The 14,626-nt window shown below is 62.7% G+C and carries 11 protein-coding genes and 1 pseudogene; 8 read left to right on the top strand and 4 right to left on the bottom strand.

Going from position 1 to position 14,626, the window contains the following annotated elements; translation table 11 throughout:
* Positions 1-154: pseudogene (locus QMX97_RS05005) on the top strand (MFS transporter); the annotation flags it as partial.
* Positions 155-157: 3 nt separating this feature from the next.
* On the opposite strand, the gene QMX97_RS05000 reads toward QMX97_RS05005, so the two are convergent.
* Positions 158-1,528, bottom strand: a complete 1,371-nt coding sequence (locus tag QMX97_RS05000) for a gluconate:H+ symporter (protein ID WP_106805243.1) — start codon at positions 1,526-1,528, stop codon at positions 158-160.
* A 253-nt stretch (positions 1,529-1,781) separates the two neighbouring features.
* On the opposite strand from QMX97_RS05000, the gene QMX97_RS04995 reads away from it, so the two are divergent.
* From QMX97_RS04995 to QMX97_RS04980, 4 genes are all read left to right on the top strand, one after another.
* Positions 1,782-2,687, top strand: coding sequence for a cation diffusion facilitator family transporter (locus QMX97_RS04995; protein ID WP_201143485.1), 906 nt, complete (start codon positions 1,782-1,784; stop codon positions 2,685-2,687).
* Between the two features lie 110 nt (positions 2,688-2,797).
* Complete coding sequence (locus QMX97_RS04990; RefSeq protein ID WP_282396280.1) at positions 2,798-4,018, top strand: TolC family protein; 1,221 nt, start codon at positions 2,798-2,800, stop codon at positions 4,016-4,018.
* An 18-nt stretch (positions 4,019-4,036) separates the two neighbouring features.
* Positions 4,037-5,143, top strand: a complete 1,107-nt coding sequence (locus QMX97_RS04985; protein ID WP_120447567.1) for an efflux RND transporter periplasmic adaptor subunit — start codon at positions 4,037-4,039, stop codon at positions 5,141-5,143.
* 18 nt (positions 5,144-5,161) lie between these two features.
* A complete protein-coding gene (locus QMX97_RS04980) occupies positions 5,162-8,317 on the top strand; it encodes a CusA/CzcA family heavy metal efflux RND transporter (RefSeq protein ID WP_282396278.1) in 3,156 nt (1,051 codons plus the stop codon).
* On the opposite strand, the gene QMX97_RS04975 is transcribed toward QMX97_RS04980, so the two are convergent.
* The 3 genes from QMX97_RS04975 to QMX97_RS04965 all read right to left on the bottom strand — a co-directional run bounded on the left by QMX97_RS04975 (position 8,232) and on the right by QMX97_RS04965 (position 12,000).
* On the bottom strand, positions 8,232-9,668 hold the full coding sequence (locus QMX97_RS04975) for a heavy metal sensor histidine kinase (protein ID WP_065900426.1): 1,437 nt from the start codon (positions 9,666-9,668) through the stop codon (positions 8,232-8,234). The genes QMX97_RS04980 and QMX97_RS04975 overlap by 86 nt on opposite strands.
* Positions 9,665-10,339 carry a heavy metal response regulator transcription factor gene (locus tag QMX97_RS04970; protein WP_065900428.1) on the bottom strand — a complete coding sequence of 225 codons (675 nt, stop codon included), beginning with the start codon at positions 10,337-10,339 and terminating at the stop codon, positions 9,665-9,667. The genes QMX97_RS04975 and QMX97_RS04970 overlap by 4 nt, the downstream gene beginning before the upstream one ends.
* Positions 10,340-10,680: 341 nt before the next feature.
* Positions 10,681-12,000: an OprD family porin gene (locus QMX97_RS04965; RefSeq protein ID WP_282396275.1), complete on the bottom strand. Its 1,320-nt coding sequence runs from the start codon at positions 11,998-12,000 to the stop codon at positions 10,681-10,683.
* 225 nt (positions 12,001-12,225) lie between these two features.
* Here QMX97_RS04965 and QMX97_RS04960 point away from each other — a divergent pair, with 225 nt between their 5' ends.
* The 3 genes from QMX97_RS04960 (at position 12,226) to QMX97_RS04950 (ending at position 14,617) form a co-directional block, all read left to right on the top strand.
* Positions 12,226-12,558 (top strand): DUF2790 domain-containing protein, encoded by a 333-nt coding sequence (locus QMX97_RS04960; RefSeq protein WP_065900430.1) that lies wholly within the window; start codon positions 12,226-12,228, stop codon positions 12,556-12,558.
* Positions 12,559-12,662: 104 nt separating this feature from the next.
* Positions 12,663-13,979 carry a PAS domain-containing methyl-accepting chemotaxis protein gene (locus tag QMX97_RS04955; RefSeq protein WP_065900432.1) on the top strand — a complete coding sequence of 439 codons (1,317 nt, stop codon included), beginning with the start codon at positions 12,663-12,665 and terminating at the stop codon, positions 13,977-13,979.
* A gap of 59 nt (positions 13,980-14,038) precedes the next feature.
* The gene (locus QMX97_RS04950; RefSeq protein WP_213554152.1) at positions 14,039-14,617 is read left to right on the top strand and encodes a flavin reductase family protein; all 579 of its coding nucleotides are present in this window, start codon (positions 14,039-14,041) and stop codon (positions 14,615-14,617) included.
* The last annotated feature ends 9 nt before the right edge of the window (positions 14,618-14,626 follow it).

Raw genomic sequence — 14,626 nt, 5'->3', positions numbered from 1 at the left:
CGCCTATGCACTGGGGGCGAGCACTACGCCGCTGCTGCTGATTGCGCTGATGCCGACCAGCCCGGGGATTTGCGTGGGGTATTGCGTGGTGATGGGCGCGGTGGGGGTGGGAAGTGTGGCGCTGTTCGGCAAGCGCCACACCCTGGTTGGCTGAAACTCAGGTCAAAAAGTGCCAGAGCAGCAGCGTACCGATCAGGCCGACGACCGACACAATCGTCTGCAACACCGACCACACCCAGATCGTCTGCTTCAACTGCAGGCCAAAGTACTCACGCACCATCCAGAACCCGGCGTCGTTGACGTGGCAGAAGAACACCGAGCCGGCGCCAATCGCCAGTGCCACCAATGAACTCTGGGTGGCGGCCAACCCGGCCATCATCGGCGCGAGGATACCGGCCGTGGTGGTCGTGGCGACCGTCGCCGAGCCGGTGGCCTGGCGCAACGCCACGGCAATCAACCAGGCCAGCAACAGATACGGCATGTGGGCGCCTTCGGCGACTTTGCTGATGGTCTGGCTGACGCCGGCGTCGAGCAGGGTTTGCTTGAGGCCGCCGCCGGCGCCGATGGTCAGCAGCAGCACGGCGATGGGCGCGAGGGCTTTGCGCAGGGTGTTGCCGACTTCGGCGCGCGGCATACCGGCGGCCCAGCCCAGGCAGATCACCGCGGCTATCACCGCGAGGCCGAGGGCGATCAGCGGTTCACCGAGGAATTTCAGGGTCAGGCCCACGGTGCTTTCCGCCGGCAGGGCGACTTTGGCCAAGGTGCTGCCGAGCATCAGAATCACCGGCAACAGGATGATCAACAGCGACACGCCAAAACTCGGCTGGCGCGGCGCCTTGGGCGGTGCACTGAACAGCGCGCCGATGTCGGCCGGCTCATCCACGTGCAGGCGCTTGGACAGCCAGTTGCCGTAGAGCGGGCCGGCGAGGATCACCGCCGGCACCGCCAGGCAGAAGCCCAGCAGCATGGTCAGGCCGAGGTCGGCGTGCAACGCACTCACTGCAATCAGCGGCCCGGGGTGCGGTGGCATCAAGGCGTGCAGGGTGGTCATGCCCGCCAGCGCCGGGATGGCGATTTTCAGCAGCGGCTGGTTCGAACGCTTGGCCATCACAAAGATGATCGGCACCATCATCACCAGGCCCACTTCGAAGAACAACGGCAGGCCGATCACCATCGCCACCAGCGCCATCACCCATGGCAGCGACTTGCCCTTGCCCAACCCCAGCAGGGTGGTGGCGATGCGGTCGGCGGCGCCGGATTCCGCCATCAGTGCGCCGAGCATCGAGCCCAGGGCAATGATGATCCCGGCTTCACCGAGGATCGCCCCGGCGCCTTTGCTGAAGGCCTTGGCCACTTCTTCCGGCGGCAGTCCGGCACCGACCCCGGCGATAAAGGTGCCGATCAGGATCGACAGAAATGGTGGCAACTTGGTCGCGCTGATCAGCACGATGATGCTGGCGATGGCCAGCAGGACGCAGAACATAAGGCGGGTGTCGTGAACCATCCACGCGGCAGTCGATAACTCCAAAACGGGACTCCTTATCGAACAGGTTGGGGAAATTGTTTCTTTTTGTTTCCTGCTCGAAAAGCATACCTGATACAACGGTTCCAGAGCGTGCCTGTGCGATTTTGGTGCGCTCGACAGTAACGTGCCAATGGCCCGCCGATGACAATTGTGCAACCTATGGCAATGAGTCGGGCCTATAGCTCTATGCTCAATCACACACCTGTGGGAGCCGGCACGCCAGCGCCTGCCGCCAACAACATCAAGAGGGTTGCTCATGAGTGCAGGACACAGCCACGCCCAAGTCCGCGCGGGTCACGAGCGCAAGTTATGGTTCGCCCTGGGGCTGACCACCAGCTTCATGATTGCCGAAGTCATCGGCGCCTTTGTCACCGGTAGCCTGGCGCTGCTGTCCGACGCCGCCCACATGATGACCGACGCCCTGGCCCTGGCGATTTCCCTGGTGGCCATTCAGGTCGCCAAGCGCGCCGCCGACCGCAAGCGCACCTTTGGGTATGCGCGGTTTGAAATCCTGGCAGCCGCTTTCAATGCACTGCTGTTGTTCGCCGTGGCGTTTTACATTCTGTATGAGGCCTATCAACGCCTACAGGCGCCTGCGCAAATCCAGTCCACCGGCATGCTGGTGATTGCGGTGCTGGGGCTGATCGTCAACCTGATCGCCATGCGCCTGCTCAGCGCTGCCAGCGGCGAGAGCTTGAACGTCAAGGGCGCCTACCTGGAAGTCTGGAGCGACATGCTCGGCTCCATCGGCGTGATGATCGCGGCGGTGGTGATCATGTTGACGGGCTGGGGTTGGGTCGACTCGCTGGTGGCGGCAGCCATCGGCTTCTGGGTACTGCCGCGCACCTGGAGCTTGCTCAAGGAAAGCATGAACGTACTGCTGCAAGGCGTGCCGGACGGTATCGATATCGACCAGGTGGAGCAGGCCATTCGCGCCATTCCCGGGGTCAAGGATGTGCATGACCTGCACATCTGGGCGCTGACCAGCGGCAAAAACGTGCTGAGCACACATCTGGTGACCGATTTGGCGCTGGACACTGAGCACAAGATCCTCAGCCAGGTGACGGAAATGCTGCATGAACAATTCGATATTTCCCACGCTACCGTCCAAGTCGAAGGCGACGGTTTTGCGCATGACGAACATGACGAGGTGCACGCCTGATCCTGGCTAACGGATTTGTAATGTTCTGCCCACCGCCCTGATAAGTACCGAAAGCTACATTGCCCCCCGCTGGGAAACCTCAGCGACTTCATGGGCGTGGAACTTTCGTTATGGCAATTTCTGTTAGAACACTGTTGGGGTCGGTGGCGTTGTGGGGCGTCGCTGCGGTGGCCCAGGCGCAGACCCTCACCCTCGATGCAGCCCTGCAAACCGCCTTCGCCAACAACCCCGACCTTGCCGCCGCGCAGTGGGACATCGACATCGCCGAAGGCGGTCGTCAGCAGGCGGGCTTGATCCCCAACCCGGTGGCGTCCTGGGATGCTGAAGACACGCGGCGCGATACGCGCACCACCACGATCAAACTGAGCCAGACCCTCGAGTTGGGCGGCAAGCGCGGTGCGCGCATTGACGTGGCCACGCGTGCCCAGGACGCCGCGGCGCTGACGCTGGAGCAGCGGCGCAACACGCTGCGCGCCGAGGTGATCGACAGCTATTACGGCGCCCTTCGCGCCCAGGAACGCCTCGACCTGGCGCAACGTTCCATGGCATTGGCCGAGCGTGGCCTGGTGGTCGCCAACGGCCGCGTCAGCGCTGGCAAGTCGTCGCCGGTGGAGGCCACGCGCGCCCAGGTGCAACTGTCAGAGATCCGCCTCGAACTCAACCGCGCGCAGATGGGCCTCACCGACGCCTACCGCCGTCTGGCCGCGAGTACCGGCAGCGCGTCGACCGACTTCCAGGCCGTCGCCACACAGCCTCAGTCCACCCCTTCATTACCCTCCGCGAATCAATTGCTCGCACGCCTGGAACAGACCACCGAGTTGCGCCTGGCCGAGCTGCAGATCCTGCAGAACGAAGCCAGCGTGGGCCTGGAAAAAGCCCAGCGTATTCCCGACCTGGATGTGTCCATCGGCAGCCAGTACGACGCCAGCGTGCGCGAGCGGGTCAACCTGGTGGGCGTGTCGATGCCGATCCCGCTGTTCAATCGCAACCAGGGCAATGTCCTCGCTGCCAGCCGCCGCGCCGACCAGGCCCGCGACCTGCGTAACGCCGCCGAACTGCGCCTGCGCACCGAAATCCGCCAGGCCCTGGACCTGTGGCACACCGCGAATACCGAAGTGCGCGCGTTCAACCAGCAGATCCTGCCGGCTGCGCAAAGCGCGGTGGACAGTGCCACGCGGGGCTTTGAAATGGGCAAGTTCAACTTCCTCGAGGTGCTGGACGCCCAGCGCACGCTGATTGCGGCCCGCACCCAATACCTCACGGCAACAGCCCAGGCCACCGAGGCCTGGGTGCGTATCGAACGGATTTACGGCGACCTCGCCCGGTTTTGATTTTTTCTGGAGTGGCTTATGAACAAACGACACGGCGTGGCGCTTGCCGTCGCCCTGGGCCTGATGCTGTCTGGCGTGGCCGGCGCCGAGGAAGAGGAAGGCAAACTTGAACTCACCGAGCAGCAAATCGAAGCAGCCGGCATTCAGCTCGCCCAGGCCCAGCCCCGACAGATCAGCACGTTGCTGACGCTGCCGGGAGAGGTGCGTTTCGACGAGGACCGCACCTCGCATATCGTGCCGCGTGCGGCCGGGGTAGTGGAGTCGGTGCGGGTCAATCTCGGGCAATCGGTGAAGAAAGGCGAGCTGCTGGCGGTGATCGCCAGCCAGCAGATTTCCGATCAGCGCAGTGAGCTGGCCGCCAGTGAGCGTCGGGTCGAGCTGGCGCGCACGACCTTCCAGCGCGAGCGGCAATTGTGGCAGGACAAGATTTCCGCCGAGCAGGACTACCTGCTGGCGCGCCAGACCCTGCAAGAGGCCGAAATCGCCCTGAACAATGCCCGCCAGAAGATGACGGCCCTCAGCGGCAGCGCCGTGCTGGTGGGCGGCAACCGCTATGAATTGCGGGCGCCTTTCGCCGGGGTGGTGGTGGAAAAACACCTGGGTGTCGGCGAGGTAGTCAGCGAAACCAGCAACGCGTTCACTCTCTCGGACCTGTCCCAGGTGTGGGTCACTTTCGGCGTGTTTCCCAAGGATCTGAACAAGGTCCGGCTCGGCAAACCGGTGAAAGTCAGCTCCACCGAAATGGGCACCGAGGTACTTGGCAGCGTGGCTTATGTCGGCAATTTACTCGGCGAGCAGACGCGCACCGCCACCGTGCGTGTGACGGTACCCAACCCCGACGACGCCTGGCGTCCTGGGTTGTTCGTGACGGTGCAACTGGCCACCGACACCTACCAGGCCAAGGTCACCGTGCCGCAAACGGCGATCCAGACCGTCGAGGACAAACCGTCGGTATTCGTGCGTACCCCGGACGGTTTTATCACGCGCCATCTCGAACTCGGCCTGAGTGAAAACGGCTATGTCGAAGTGCGTCAGGGCCTCGATGCCGGGGCGCAAGTGGCCACGGTTGGCAGCTTCATCCTCAAGTCCGAACTGGGCAAGGGCTCGGCCGAGCACGCCCATTGATTCCGCGAGTGATTTCTCATGTTTGAGCGCCTTATCCAATTCGCCATCGAGCAGCGCATCATCGTGCTGCTGGCGGTGCTGCTGATGGCCGGTGTCGGCATCGCCAGCTATCAGAAACTGCCGATCGACGCGGTGCCCGACATCACCAATGTGCAGGTGCAGATCAACTCGGCAGCGGCGGGTTTTTCGCCGCTGGAAACCGAGCAGCGCATCACCTTTCCCATCGAGACCGCCATGGCCGGGTTGCCCAGCATGCAGCAGACCCGCTCGCTGTCGCGCTCGGGCCTGTCGCAGGTGACGGTGATTTTCAAGGACGGCACCGACCTGTTCTTCGCCCGCCAGTTGGTCAATGAGCGCCTGCAAACCGCTCGCGAACAATTGCCGGCCGGCATCGAGACCGCGATGGGGCCGATCTCCACCGGCCTCGGCGAAATTTTCCTGTGGACCGTCGAGGCCGAAGACGGCGCACTCAAGGAAGACGGCACGCCGTACACGCCGACGGACCTGCGGGTGATCCAGGACTGGATCATCAAGCCGCAACTGCGCAACGTGCCCGGTGTGGCCGAGATCAACACCATCGGCGGCTTTGCCAAGGAATACCAGATCGCCCCCGACCCCAAGCGCCTGGCGGCCTACAACCTGACCTTGAGCGACCTGGTCACGGCGCTTGAACGCAACAATGCCAACGTCGGCGCCGGTTATATCGAGCGCAGCGGCGAGCAGTTGTTGATCCGGGCGCCGGGACAAGTGGCGTCCATCGACGACATCGCCAACATCGTCATCACCAGCGTGGAGGGCACGCCAATCCGGGTGCGCAATGTCGCCCAGGTCGAGATCGGCCGTGAATTGCGCACCGGCGCGGCCACCGAAAACGGCCGTGAAGTGGTGCTGGGCACGGTGTTCATGTTGATTGGCGAGAACAGTCGCAGCGTGTCCCAGGCGGTGGCGAGAAAACTCGAGAGCATCAATCGCTCGCTGCCCGCAGGGGTGGTGGCCGTCACCGTGTATGACCGCACCAACCTGGTCGAAAAAGCCATCGCCACCGTCAAGAAAAACCTCTTCGAAGGTGCGCTGTTGGTGGTGGCGGTGTTGTTCCTGTTTCTGGGCAATATCCGTGCGGCGCTGATCACCGCGATGGTGATTCCCCTGGCGATGCTGTTCACCTTTACCGGGATGTTCACCAACCGGGTCAGCGCCAACCTGATGAGTCTCGGTGCGCTGGACTTCGGCATTATTGTCGATGGCGCGGTGGTGATCGTCGAAAACGCCATCCGCCGCCTGGCCCATGCGCAGCAGCGTCACGGGCGCCTGCTGACCCGCAGCGAGCGCCTGCATGAAGTGTTTGCCGCTGCCAAGGAAGCCCGCCGCGCGTTGATCTTCGGGCAACTGATCATCATGGTCGTGTACCTGCCGATCTTCGCCCTCACCGGCGTGGCCGGGAAGATGTTCCACCCCATGGCCTTCACCGTGGTGATTGCCTTGCTGGGTGCGATGATTCTGTCGGTCACCTTTGTGCCGGCCGCGATTGCCCTGTTCGTCACCGGCAAGGTCAAGGAGGAAGAAAACCTGGTGATGCGCACCGCGCGCCGGGCGTATGCGCCAGTCCTGGATTGGGTGATGGGGCGTCGTCCGCTGGTGTTCGGCCTGGCCGTGTTGACCATCCTTGCCTCGGGCTGGGTAGCCAGCCGCATGGGCAGCGAATTTATCCCCAGCCTCAGCGAAGGCGACTTTGCCCAGCAGGCCTTGCGCGTGCCCGGCACCAGCCTGACGCAATCGGTGCAGATGCAGCAGCAACTGGAAAAAACCCTGATGGCCCAGGTGCCGGAAATCCTGCGGGTATTTGCGCGTACCGGCACCGCCGAAATTGCTTCGGACCCGATGCCGCCGAACATTTCCGACAGCTATGTGATGCTCAAGCCGAAGGACCAATGGCCGGACCCGAACAAGTCCCGCGAAACCCTGATCGCCGATATCCAGCGCGCCAGTGCGATTGTGCCGGGCAGTGCGTATGAACTGTCGCAACCGATCCAGCTGCGTTTCAACGAGCTGATATCCGGGGTGCGCAGCGACGTGGCGGTGAAGGTCTTCGGCGATGACATGGTGGTGCTGAACGCGACGGCCGGGGAAATCGCCGAGACCCTGCAAACGCTCGAGGGCGCCTCGGAGGTGAAGGTGGAACAGACCTCCGGCCTGCCGGTGCTGACCATCAATATCGACCGTGACAAGGCCGCGCGCTTTGGCCTGAATGTCGGCGACGTGCAGGACACCATTGCGGTTGCCGTGGGAGGGCGCCAGGCCGGTACGTTGTACGAAGGTGACCGTCGTTTTGACATGGTCGTGCGTTTGTCCGACGCACTGCGCACCGATATCGACGGCCTGTCGCGGCTGTTGATTCCGGTGCCGGCGCTGGCGGGTAACGCGGCCGGGCAGTTGGGGTTTATCGCCTTGTCCCAGGTTGCCAGCCTGGACCTGGTCCTCGGCCCGAACCAGATCAGCCGCGAAAATGGCAAGCGCCTGGTGATCGTCAGCGCCAACGTGCGTGGGCGTGATATTGGCTCGTTCGTGGCAGAGGCCGAAACGGCGATCAGCGCGCAGGTGAAAGTGCCGGCAGGTTACTGGACCACCTGGGGCGGCCAGTTCGAGCAGTTGAAGGAAGCCTCCGAGCGCTTGCGCATCGTGGTGCCGGTCGCCCTGCTGCTGGTGTTCGGGTTGCTGTTCATGATGTTCAACAACCTCAAGGACGGGCTGCTGGTGTTCACCGGGATTCCGTTCGCCTTGACCGGTGGGATCATGGCGCTGTGGCTGCGGGATATTCCGCTGTCGATCTCGGCGGGGGTGGGCTTTATTGCCTTGTCCGGCGTGGCGGTGCTCAACGGGTTGGTGATGATTGCCTTCATCCGCAACCTGCGCGAGGAGGGGCGTTCGTTGTCGGTGGCGATCCACGAAGGCGCGTTGACCCGTTTGCGCCCGGTGTTGATGACTGCGCTGGTGGCCTCCCTCGGGTTCATCCCCATGGCCCTGGCCACCGGCACCGGCGCCGAAGTGCAGCGCCCGTTGGCGACGGTGGTGATCGGCGGGATTATCTCTTCTACGCTACTGACCTTGCTGGTGCTGCCGGCGCTGTACCAGTGGGCGCATCGCAAGGAAGAGGAAACACCAGGTCGAAGCGCGTAAAGCGCCCGGGCTGGCTGCTGACGTCGGCGTGCCCCTGATGCAGGCGCATGATCGACTGCACGATGGCCAGCCCCAGCCCGGTGCCGCCCTCGGCGCGGGTACGGCTGCTGTCGGCGCGGTAAAAGCGTTCGAACAGGTGTGGCAGGTGGTGAGCTTCGATACCACGGCCGGGGTTGCCCACCGACAGCGAGACGCTGTGGTCGTAGCTTTCCACCAGCAGCAATACCGTGGAGCCCTCGGGCGTATGGCGAATCGCGTTGGACAGCAGGTTGGAAATCGCCCGCTGGATCATCAGGCGATCGCCCTTGATCCAGGCGTCGCCGCGCAGGCTCAGGGTCACGCGTTTGTCTTCGGCGCTCAGGGCGAACAGCGCCATGACCCGCTGCGCTTCGGCACCCAGCGACACCGCGTCGAAACCCGCCCGTGCAGCGGGGTGGCTGACCTGGGCGAGAAACAGCATGTCGGAGACGATGCGCGACAGGCGTTCCATTTCCTCGGCGCAGGATTCCAGCCCGGCTTTGTAGGCCTCGCCGGGACGCTCGCGGGACAGGGTCACCTGGGCCTTGCCCATCAGGTTGGTCAGTGGCGCGCGCAGTTCGTGGGCGAGGTCATCGGAGAATTGCGACAGCTGCTGCACACCGGCGTCGAGGCGATGCAGCATGAAGTTGATGCCTTCGGCCAGCTCGCCCAACTCCTTGGGCAGGTTGTCCAGCGACAAACGGTGCGTCAGGTCCTGGGTACTGACCTTGGCTGCCACGCGGCTGAACTGCTGCAGCGGCGCGAGCCCACGTTGCACCAGCCACCAGGCGCCCATGCCGATCAGGAGCAACAGCATCGGCAGCGCGATCACCGTGGAGCGCAGGTAGGCACTGAGCAGGGCCTCATCATCGGAGCGGTCCAGCGACAGCAGCACGCGCACATTTTCGCCGCTGCGCAACGGCATCAGCCGCGTGGCACTGAGGATGCGATTGCCGCGCCCATCCACCCAATTGAGGTAGGCCAGGGTCTTGCCGGCGGGCACGTCGAGCAACAGCGGTTGCTGGGGCTTGGCACCGACGCTGAGCAGCACCGGTGCATCGGGGGCGCCGCCGATGATGGTCAGGTAGATGTTGTCGTGGCCCATCACCAGGTCCAGCAGCGAATGGGGGCGGGCGGCAATATCGTGCGGCTTGAGGTCTTGGCCGAGGCTGTGTTCCAGTTGCTCCAGTTTGTTTTCCAGGCCCTTGCGCGCGAGCTTGTCCAGCTCGTGGGTCAGCGCCAGGTAAGCCAGGGTCGCCAACAGCACGACCAGGCCCGCGCCCATCAGGCTGACCGTCAGCCCCAGGCGCATCGACAGGCTGCTGGTCCTCATGGGCGTGCCTCCAGCACGTAGCCGACGCCGCGAATGGTGTGGATCAGCTTGACCTCGCTCTGGTCATCGACCTTGCCGCGCAGGCGACTGATGGAGACTTCCACCACGTTGGTGTCGCAGTCGAAGTTCATGTCCCACACCAGGGAGATGATCTGCGTGCGGGTCATCACTTCGCCGGCCTGGCGCATCAACACGTGCAGCAAGGCGAACTCCTTGGTGGTCAGGTCGATCCGTCGGTTGCCGCGATAGGCGCGATGGCGGCGCGGGTCCAGCTCCAGGTCCGCGACACGCAGCACGTCCGGCAGCGGGATGTGCTCGCTGCGCCGCAGCAACGTGCGCACACGGGCCAGCAGTTCGGGAAACTCGAAGGGCTTGACCAGGTAATCATCGGCGCCCATGTCCAGGCCCTTGATCTTGTCGGCCAGCCGGCCGCGTGCCGTCAGCATCATCACGCGTTGATTGCCGTCGCGGCGCAGCTGTTCCAGCACCTCCCAACCGTCGGTGTTGGGCAGGTTCACGTCGAGGATCACCAGTTCATAAGTGTGCTGCCTGGCCAGGTGCAGGCCATCGATGCCGCTGGCGGCGCAATCGACGACATAGCCACTTTCGGTCAGGCCTTGTTGCAAGTAGTCAGCGGTTTTCTGCTCGTCCTCAACCACAAGGATACGCATGGGGGGTTTACCTTTTTTTACGAGAGGGGAGGTCCATGTCCTTATGGAATGACGTGTTCGGGGTAGGGGAAAATTCTCAACCGTGAAGTCGCTTCAGGGTCAACTGCGACCATCGGCCGCATAAGGGCGTGCGCAAAAAAAACGCCCCGACCGGGGCGTTAAAAATCCATCTCTTTCCAAAGGAGCTACACAAAAGCTTCAGAGATGAATGTGCTCGGTGTATGACGCGTTGAGTCCACTATAAGAAGTTCAACTTAACGGGAAGGTGGGCCCAATATTACAGTTCTGATACCTGGCTATTTGTGAACAGATGTTAGTTAACCGCGAACGACTGTAACGACTCACAGCGCCACCAGCGGGTATTCGGCAATCAGGCGAACTTCCTCCAGGTCGGATTCGAACGCACTGGAGCGCACCGTGGCCTGGCGCAGGCGCAGCGACAAGTCCTTCAGCGTGCCACTTTGCACCACGTACTTGGCCTCGACATCCCGCTCCCAGCGACGCTGGTCGGTGAGTGGATTGCCGGCCGCGTCGCGGCGCATATACACCGCGTTGGCGTCGCTGTAGTCGGCGCCGGTGCCCTTGCCGTAGCGGGTCATGAACGACAGGCCGGGAATGCCGAAGGGCTGCATGTCCAGGTCGTAGCGCAGCATCCACGAGCGCTCCTTGGGGGAGTTGAAGTCGCTGTACTGGATCGAGTTGTTGAGGAAGATCGAATCCGACTGGCGCAGGTAATCGAAGTCGTCATCACCGTTGTTGCGCTGGTGCGACACGGCCAGGCTGTGGGCGCCGACCTTGACGCCGAGCCTGGCGCTCCAGATGGTGTTGTCGAATTCGCCGAGCAGCTTTTTGCCTTCATCCACGGCCTTGTAAAGGTTGACGTCGCCGAACAGCGAGACGTCGTCGGTCAGTGGGTAACTGGCAGCGCTGCCCGCGTAATACTGGTCCCAGGCGTCTTTCAGGCGGCTGCTGTAGAGGCTGAAGCTGAGGTGCTGGTTGAGGCTGTAGTCGCCGCCGAAATAGCTGATCCAGGGCGAGTCGACCTTGCCTGCATAAAACGTTGCAAAGCCTTTATCCATGCCGCTTTCGCTGGGCTGGCTCATGCCGCTCAAACGCCCGCCCTGCAGGCTCAGGCCTTCCAGGCTGGTGTTATGCACGGTCACGCCACGAAAGCTTTCCGGCAGCAGGCGCGAATCGCCATAGGCCACCACCGGGTTCAGCGGGAATACATCGCCGGCCTTGATCACCGTGTCCAGCACGCGCAATTTCGCCGCGCCGCCGACCTTGCTGTAGCTGTCTTCGGGATGGTTGTCGCTGTCCACCGGCAGCACGCCGAACGAACCTTTGCCACCGCTGCGGCCGGTGCCCGAGTCGAGCTTCAGGCCGACCATGGCAAACGCATCCAGGCCAAACCCCACCGTGCCTTGGGTGAACCCGGATTCGAATTTACCGATGAACCCCTGGGCCCAAGCTTCGGAGTAGCCGTTGCCGGTGGGGCTGGACTGGCCCTTGCGGTCATCGCGATTGAAATAGAAATTGCGCGCCAGCACATTCACGCTGCTGCCTTCGATAAACCCTTCGGGTTTTTCTTCTACTGCCACGGCGGCCAGCGGCAACGTGGCGACCAGTGACAGGGGAAGGGTGTAATAACGGATCCGCATGTTTCGCTCCTCGGTATTGGCAGTGATCAGCTTCTTATGGAGGCGGGCGTTCTTATTGATCTGGCCCGGGCTGATAGTTGCAAACCGTGGATAACGACTGGGTGGCGGCAACATTACAATTCTGGAAACTGGTGGCCACCTAACAAATAAGTAATGTTCTGGTGAACATCGCGTCAGGGTTCGCTGGTTAGTCTCGGCACTGAACTTTCAGTCGAGGAACCTGTGATGAACTTTTATGCAATCGCCCTGGGTGTATTTACCGCAAGCCTGTCATTGGGCGCATTGGCCGAAGGCGGCGGTGATCGCACTTTTGCGTTGATGATGGAGCGCAATGAAAAAGCCATGGCCGACTACGCGGTGAAAAACGGCAAGCCGGCGCCCGAGGTGCAGGCGTATCGCTACGGCATGAAACTGGACATTGCCAAGGTGATCAACGTGACGCCGCCGATCCGCGCGTGCAATCCCGTGCCCTCGCGCATGACCTATGAAGACTCCCGCGGCAATCTCAATACCCTGGAATATCAAGTGATGGGTGTGTGCCGAAATAACGGCAGTTGATGGATCCAAAAAAACAGTGGGGCCCACGCAAAAAAGCGCTTCAGAAAACGCCGGCAGCGCCGATGCAGGTCAGATCACTCTCCCCAAATGACCATCGGTGCCCCATGTTCAACACCCGTTTGAAGCAGGAGCTGTCGGCTCTTCGCGAAGAATTGTCCAGCTTGCAACAGGTCAAGGAGAGCCTGGAAAGCGAAATGCTGTGCCTGACGCTGGACGCCGAAGGCCGGGTGGAGTGGGCCAACGCCAACTTCCTGCAGGAACTGGTGTACGCGTCGAGCAACATTCTCGGTCGTCCGATCGAAGACCTGGTGCCCGATCACGTGCGCAATGATGAATTCCATCGCCGCTTCAAGAACGCCCTGGTGCGCGGTGAGCATTTCGCCGGCACCGTGCGCCTGATGCGCGGCAATGGCCAGGAGGCGTGGCTGCGCTCGATCTTGCAGCCGGTGCGCAGTTCGGAAGGGCGCATCAAGCATTTTTCGATCTACTCCAGCGACCTCACCCGCACGATCGAGGCCTCTCGCGAGCATGAAAACCTGATCACCGCGTTGGTGCGGTCCACCGCCGTGATCGAGTTCGACCTGGGCGGGCACGTGCTCACTGCCAACGATCGTTTTCTCGGCGGCATGGGTTACAGCCTGGCGCAGATCCAGGGCAAACATCACCGTATGTTCTGCGCGCCGGAAGAGTACAACAGCGCCGAATACCAACACTTCTGGAAGCGCTTGAACGCCGGCGAGTTCGTCGCGGCGCGCTTCAAGCGTGTGGACAGCCATGGCCGCACCGTTTGGCTGGAAGCCACCTACAACCCGGTGCTGGATGCCAACGACCGGCTGTACAAAGTGGTCAAGTTCGCCACGGTGATCACCGACCAGGTCAATCAGGAGCAAGCCGTCGCTGAAGCGGCGAACATTGCCTACAGCACGTCGTTGCACACCGACAGCAGTGCCCAGCGCGGTACCACGGTGGTGACCCAGGCGGTGGACGTGATGCGCGATCTGGCCAAGCACATGCAACAGGCCGGCGAGGGCATCGAGGCGCTCAACGCCCAGTCCCAAGTGATCGGCACCATCGTCAAGACCATCAGCGGCATCGCCGAGCAGACCAACTTGCTGGCGCTGAACGCCGCCATTGAAGCGGCACGCGCCGGTGAACAAGGGCGTGGTTTCGCGGTGGTGGCCGATGAGGTGCGCCAGCTGGCGTCACGTACCAGCAAAGCCACCGAGGAGATTGTCGGCGTGGTGCGCCAGAACCAGGACATGGCCCGCGATGCGGTGACCCTGATGACTGATGGCCGTCTGCAAGCCGAGCAGGGCCTGGCCCTCGCGGCGGAGGCGGGCACGGTCATCGTCGAAATCCAGGACGGTGCGCAAAAAGTGGTCAGTGCAGTGGGACAATTCGCAAACCAGTTGTCGAGCTGAGCCGTGGGGCTTGTGCTTGAGGTATCGTAGGTTTTTTCCGCTTGAAGAGCCGATCCTCCATGAGCCCTACTCACCGCCGCCCCGTTCCGCTGTCCAAGGCCTACCGCCTGCTCAACCATGGGCCTACCGTGCTGGTCAGCGCGGCCCACAACGGCCAGCGCAACATCATGGCCGCCGCCTGGGCGATGCCGCTGGATTTCGAGCCGCCGAAAGTCGCGGTTGTATTGGACAAAGCCACCTGGACCCGCCAACTGCTGGAAAGCGCCGGCACCTTCGTGCTGCAGGTGCCTTGCGTGGCCCAGGTCGATCTGGTCCAGACCGTCGGCAACACCACCGGCTCTGAGACGGACAAATTTGCCGCCTACGGCCTGCACACCTTCAGCGGTGAACACACAGAAGCGCCATTGCTGGAAGGCTGTGTGGCCTGGCTGGAATGCCGCCTGCTGCCCGAACCGCACAACCAGCAGGCCTACGACCTGTTCCTGGGTGAAGTGGTGGCGGCTTATGCCGACGAGCGCGTGTTCAGCGACGGCCGCTGGCACTTCGACGGGCATGATCCGTTGCGCACCTTGCACCATGTGGCGGGTGGGCATTTCCTCACCATCGGCGCGCCGATTGACGGTAAAACCTTGCCTTGAGACAGCCCC

This window comes from Pseudomonas sp. PS01298 (assembly GCF_029959745.1).
Taxonomy (GTDB): domain Bacteria; phylum Pseudomonadota; class Gammaproteobacteria; order Pseudomonadales; family Pseudomonadaceae; genus Aquipseudomonas; species Aquipseudomonas aylmerensis.
The sequence above is the reverse complement of the archived record's forward strand: the minus strand, read 5'-3'. Positions and strand labels throughout refer to the sequence as shown.

Bases quoted from the DNA above. Each gene is read 5' to 3' on its own strand.
- QMX97_RS04995 (WP_201143485.1), top strand. From the start codon at position 1,782: ATGAGTGCAGGACACAGCCACGCCCAAGTCCGCGCGGGTCACGAGCGC.
- QMX97_RS04990 (WP_282396280.1), top strand. From the start codon at position 2,798: ATGGCAATTTCTGTTAGAACACTGTTGGGGTCGGTGGCGTTGTGGGGC.
- QMX97_RS04985 (WP_120447567.1), top strand. From the start codon at position 4,037: ATGAACAAACGACACGGCGTGGCGCTTGCCGTCGCCCTGGGCCTGATG.
- QMX97_RS04980 (WP_282396278.1), top strand. From the start codon at position 5,162: ATGTTTGAGCGCCTTATCCAATTCGCCATCGAGCAGCGCATCATCGTG.
- QMX97_RS04975 (WP_065900426.1), bottom strand. From the start codon at position 9,668: ATGAGGACCAGCAGCCTGTCGATGCGCCTGGGGCTGACGGTCAGCCTG.
- QMX97_RS04970 (WP_065900428.1), bottom strand. From the start codon at position 10,339: ATGCGTATCCTTGTGGTTGAGGACGAGCAGAAAACCGCTGACTACTTG.
- QMX97_RS04965 (WP_282396275.1), bottom strand. From the start codon at position 12,000: ATGCGGATCCGTTATTACACCCTTCCCCTGTCACTGGTCGCCACGTTG.
- QMX97_RS04960 (WP_065900430.1), top strand. From the start codon at position 12,226: ATGAACTTTTATGCAATCGCCCTGGGTGTATTTACCGCAAGCCTGTCA.
- QMX97_RS04955 (WP_065900432.1), top strand. From the start codon at position 12,663: ATGTTCAACACCCGTTTGAAGCAGGAGCTGTCGGCTCTTCGCGAAGAA.
- QMX97_RS04950 (WP_213554152.1), top strand. From the start codon at position 14,039: ATGAGCCCTACTCACCGCCGCCCCGTTCCGCTGTCCAAGGCCTACCGC.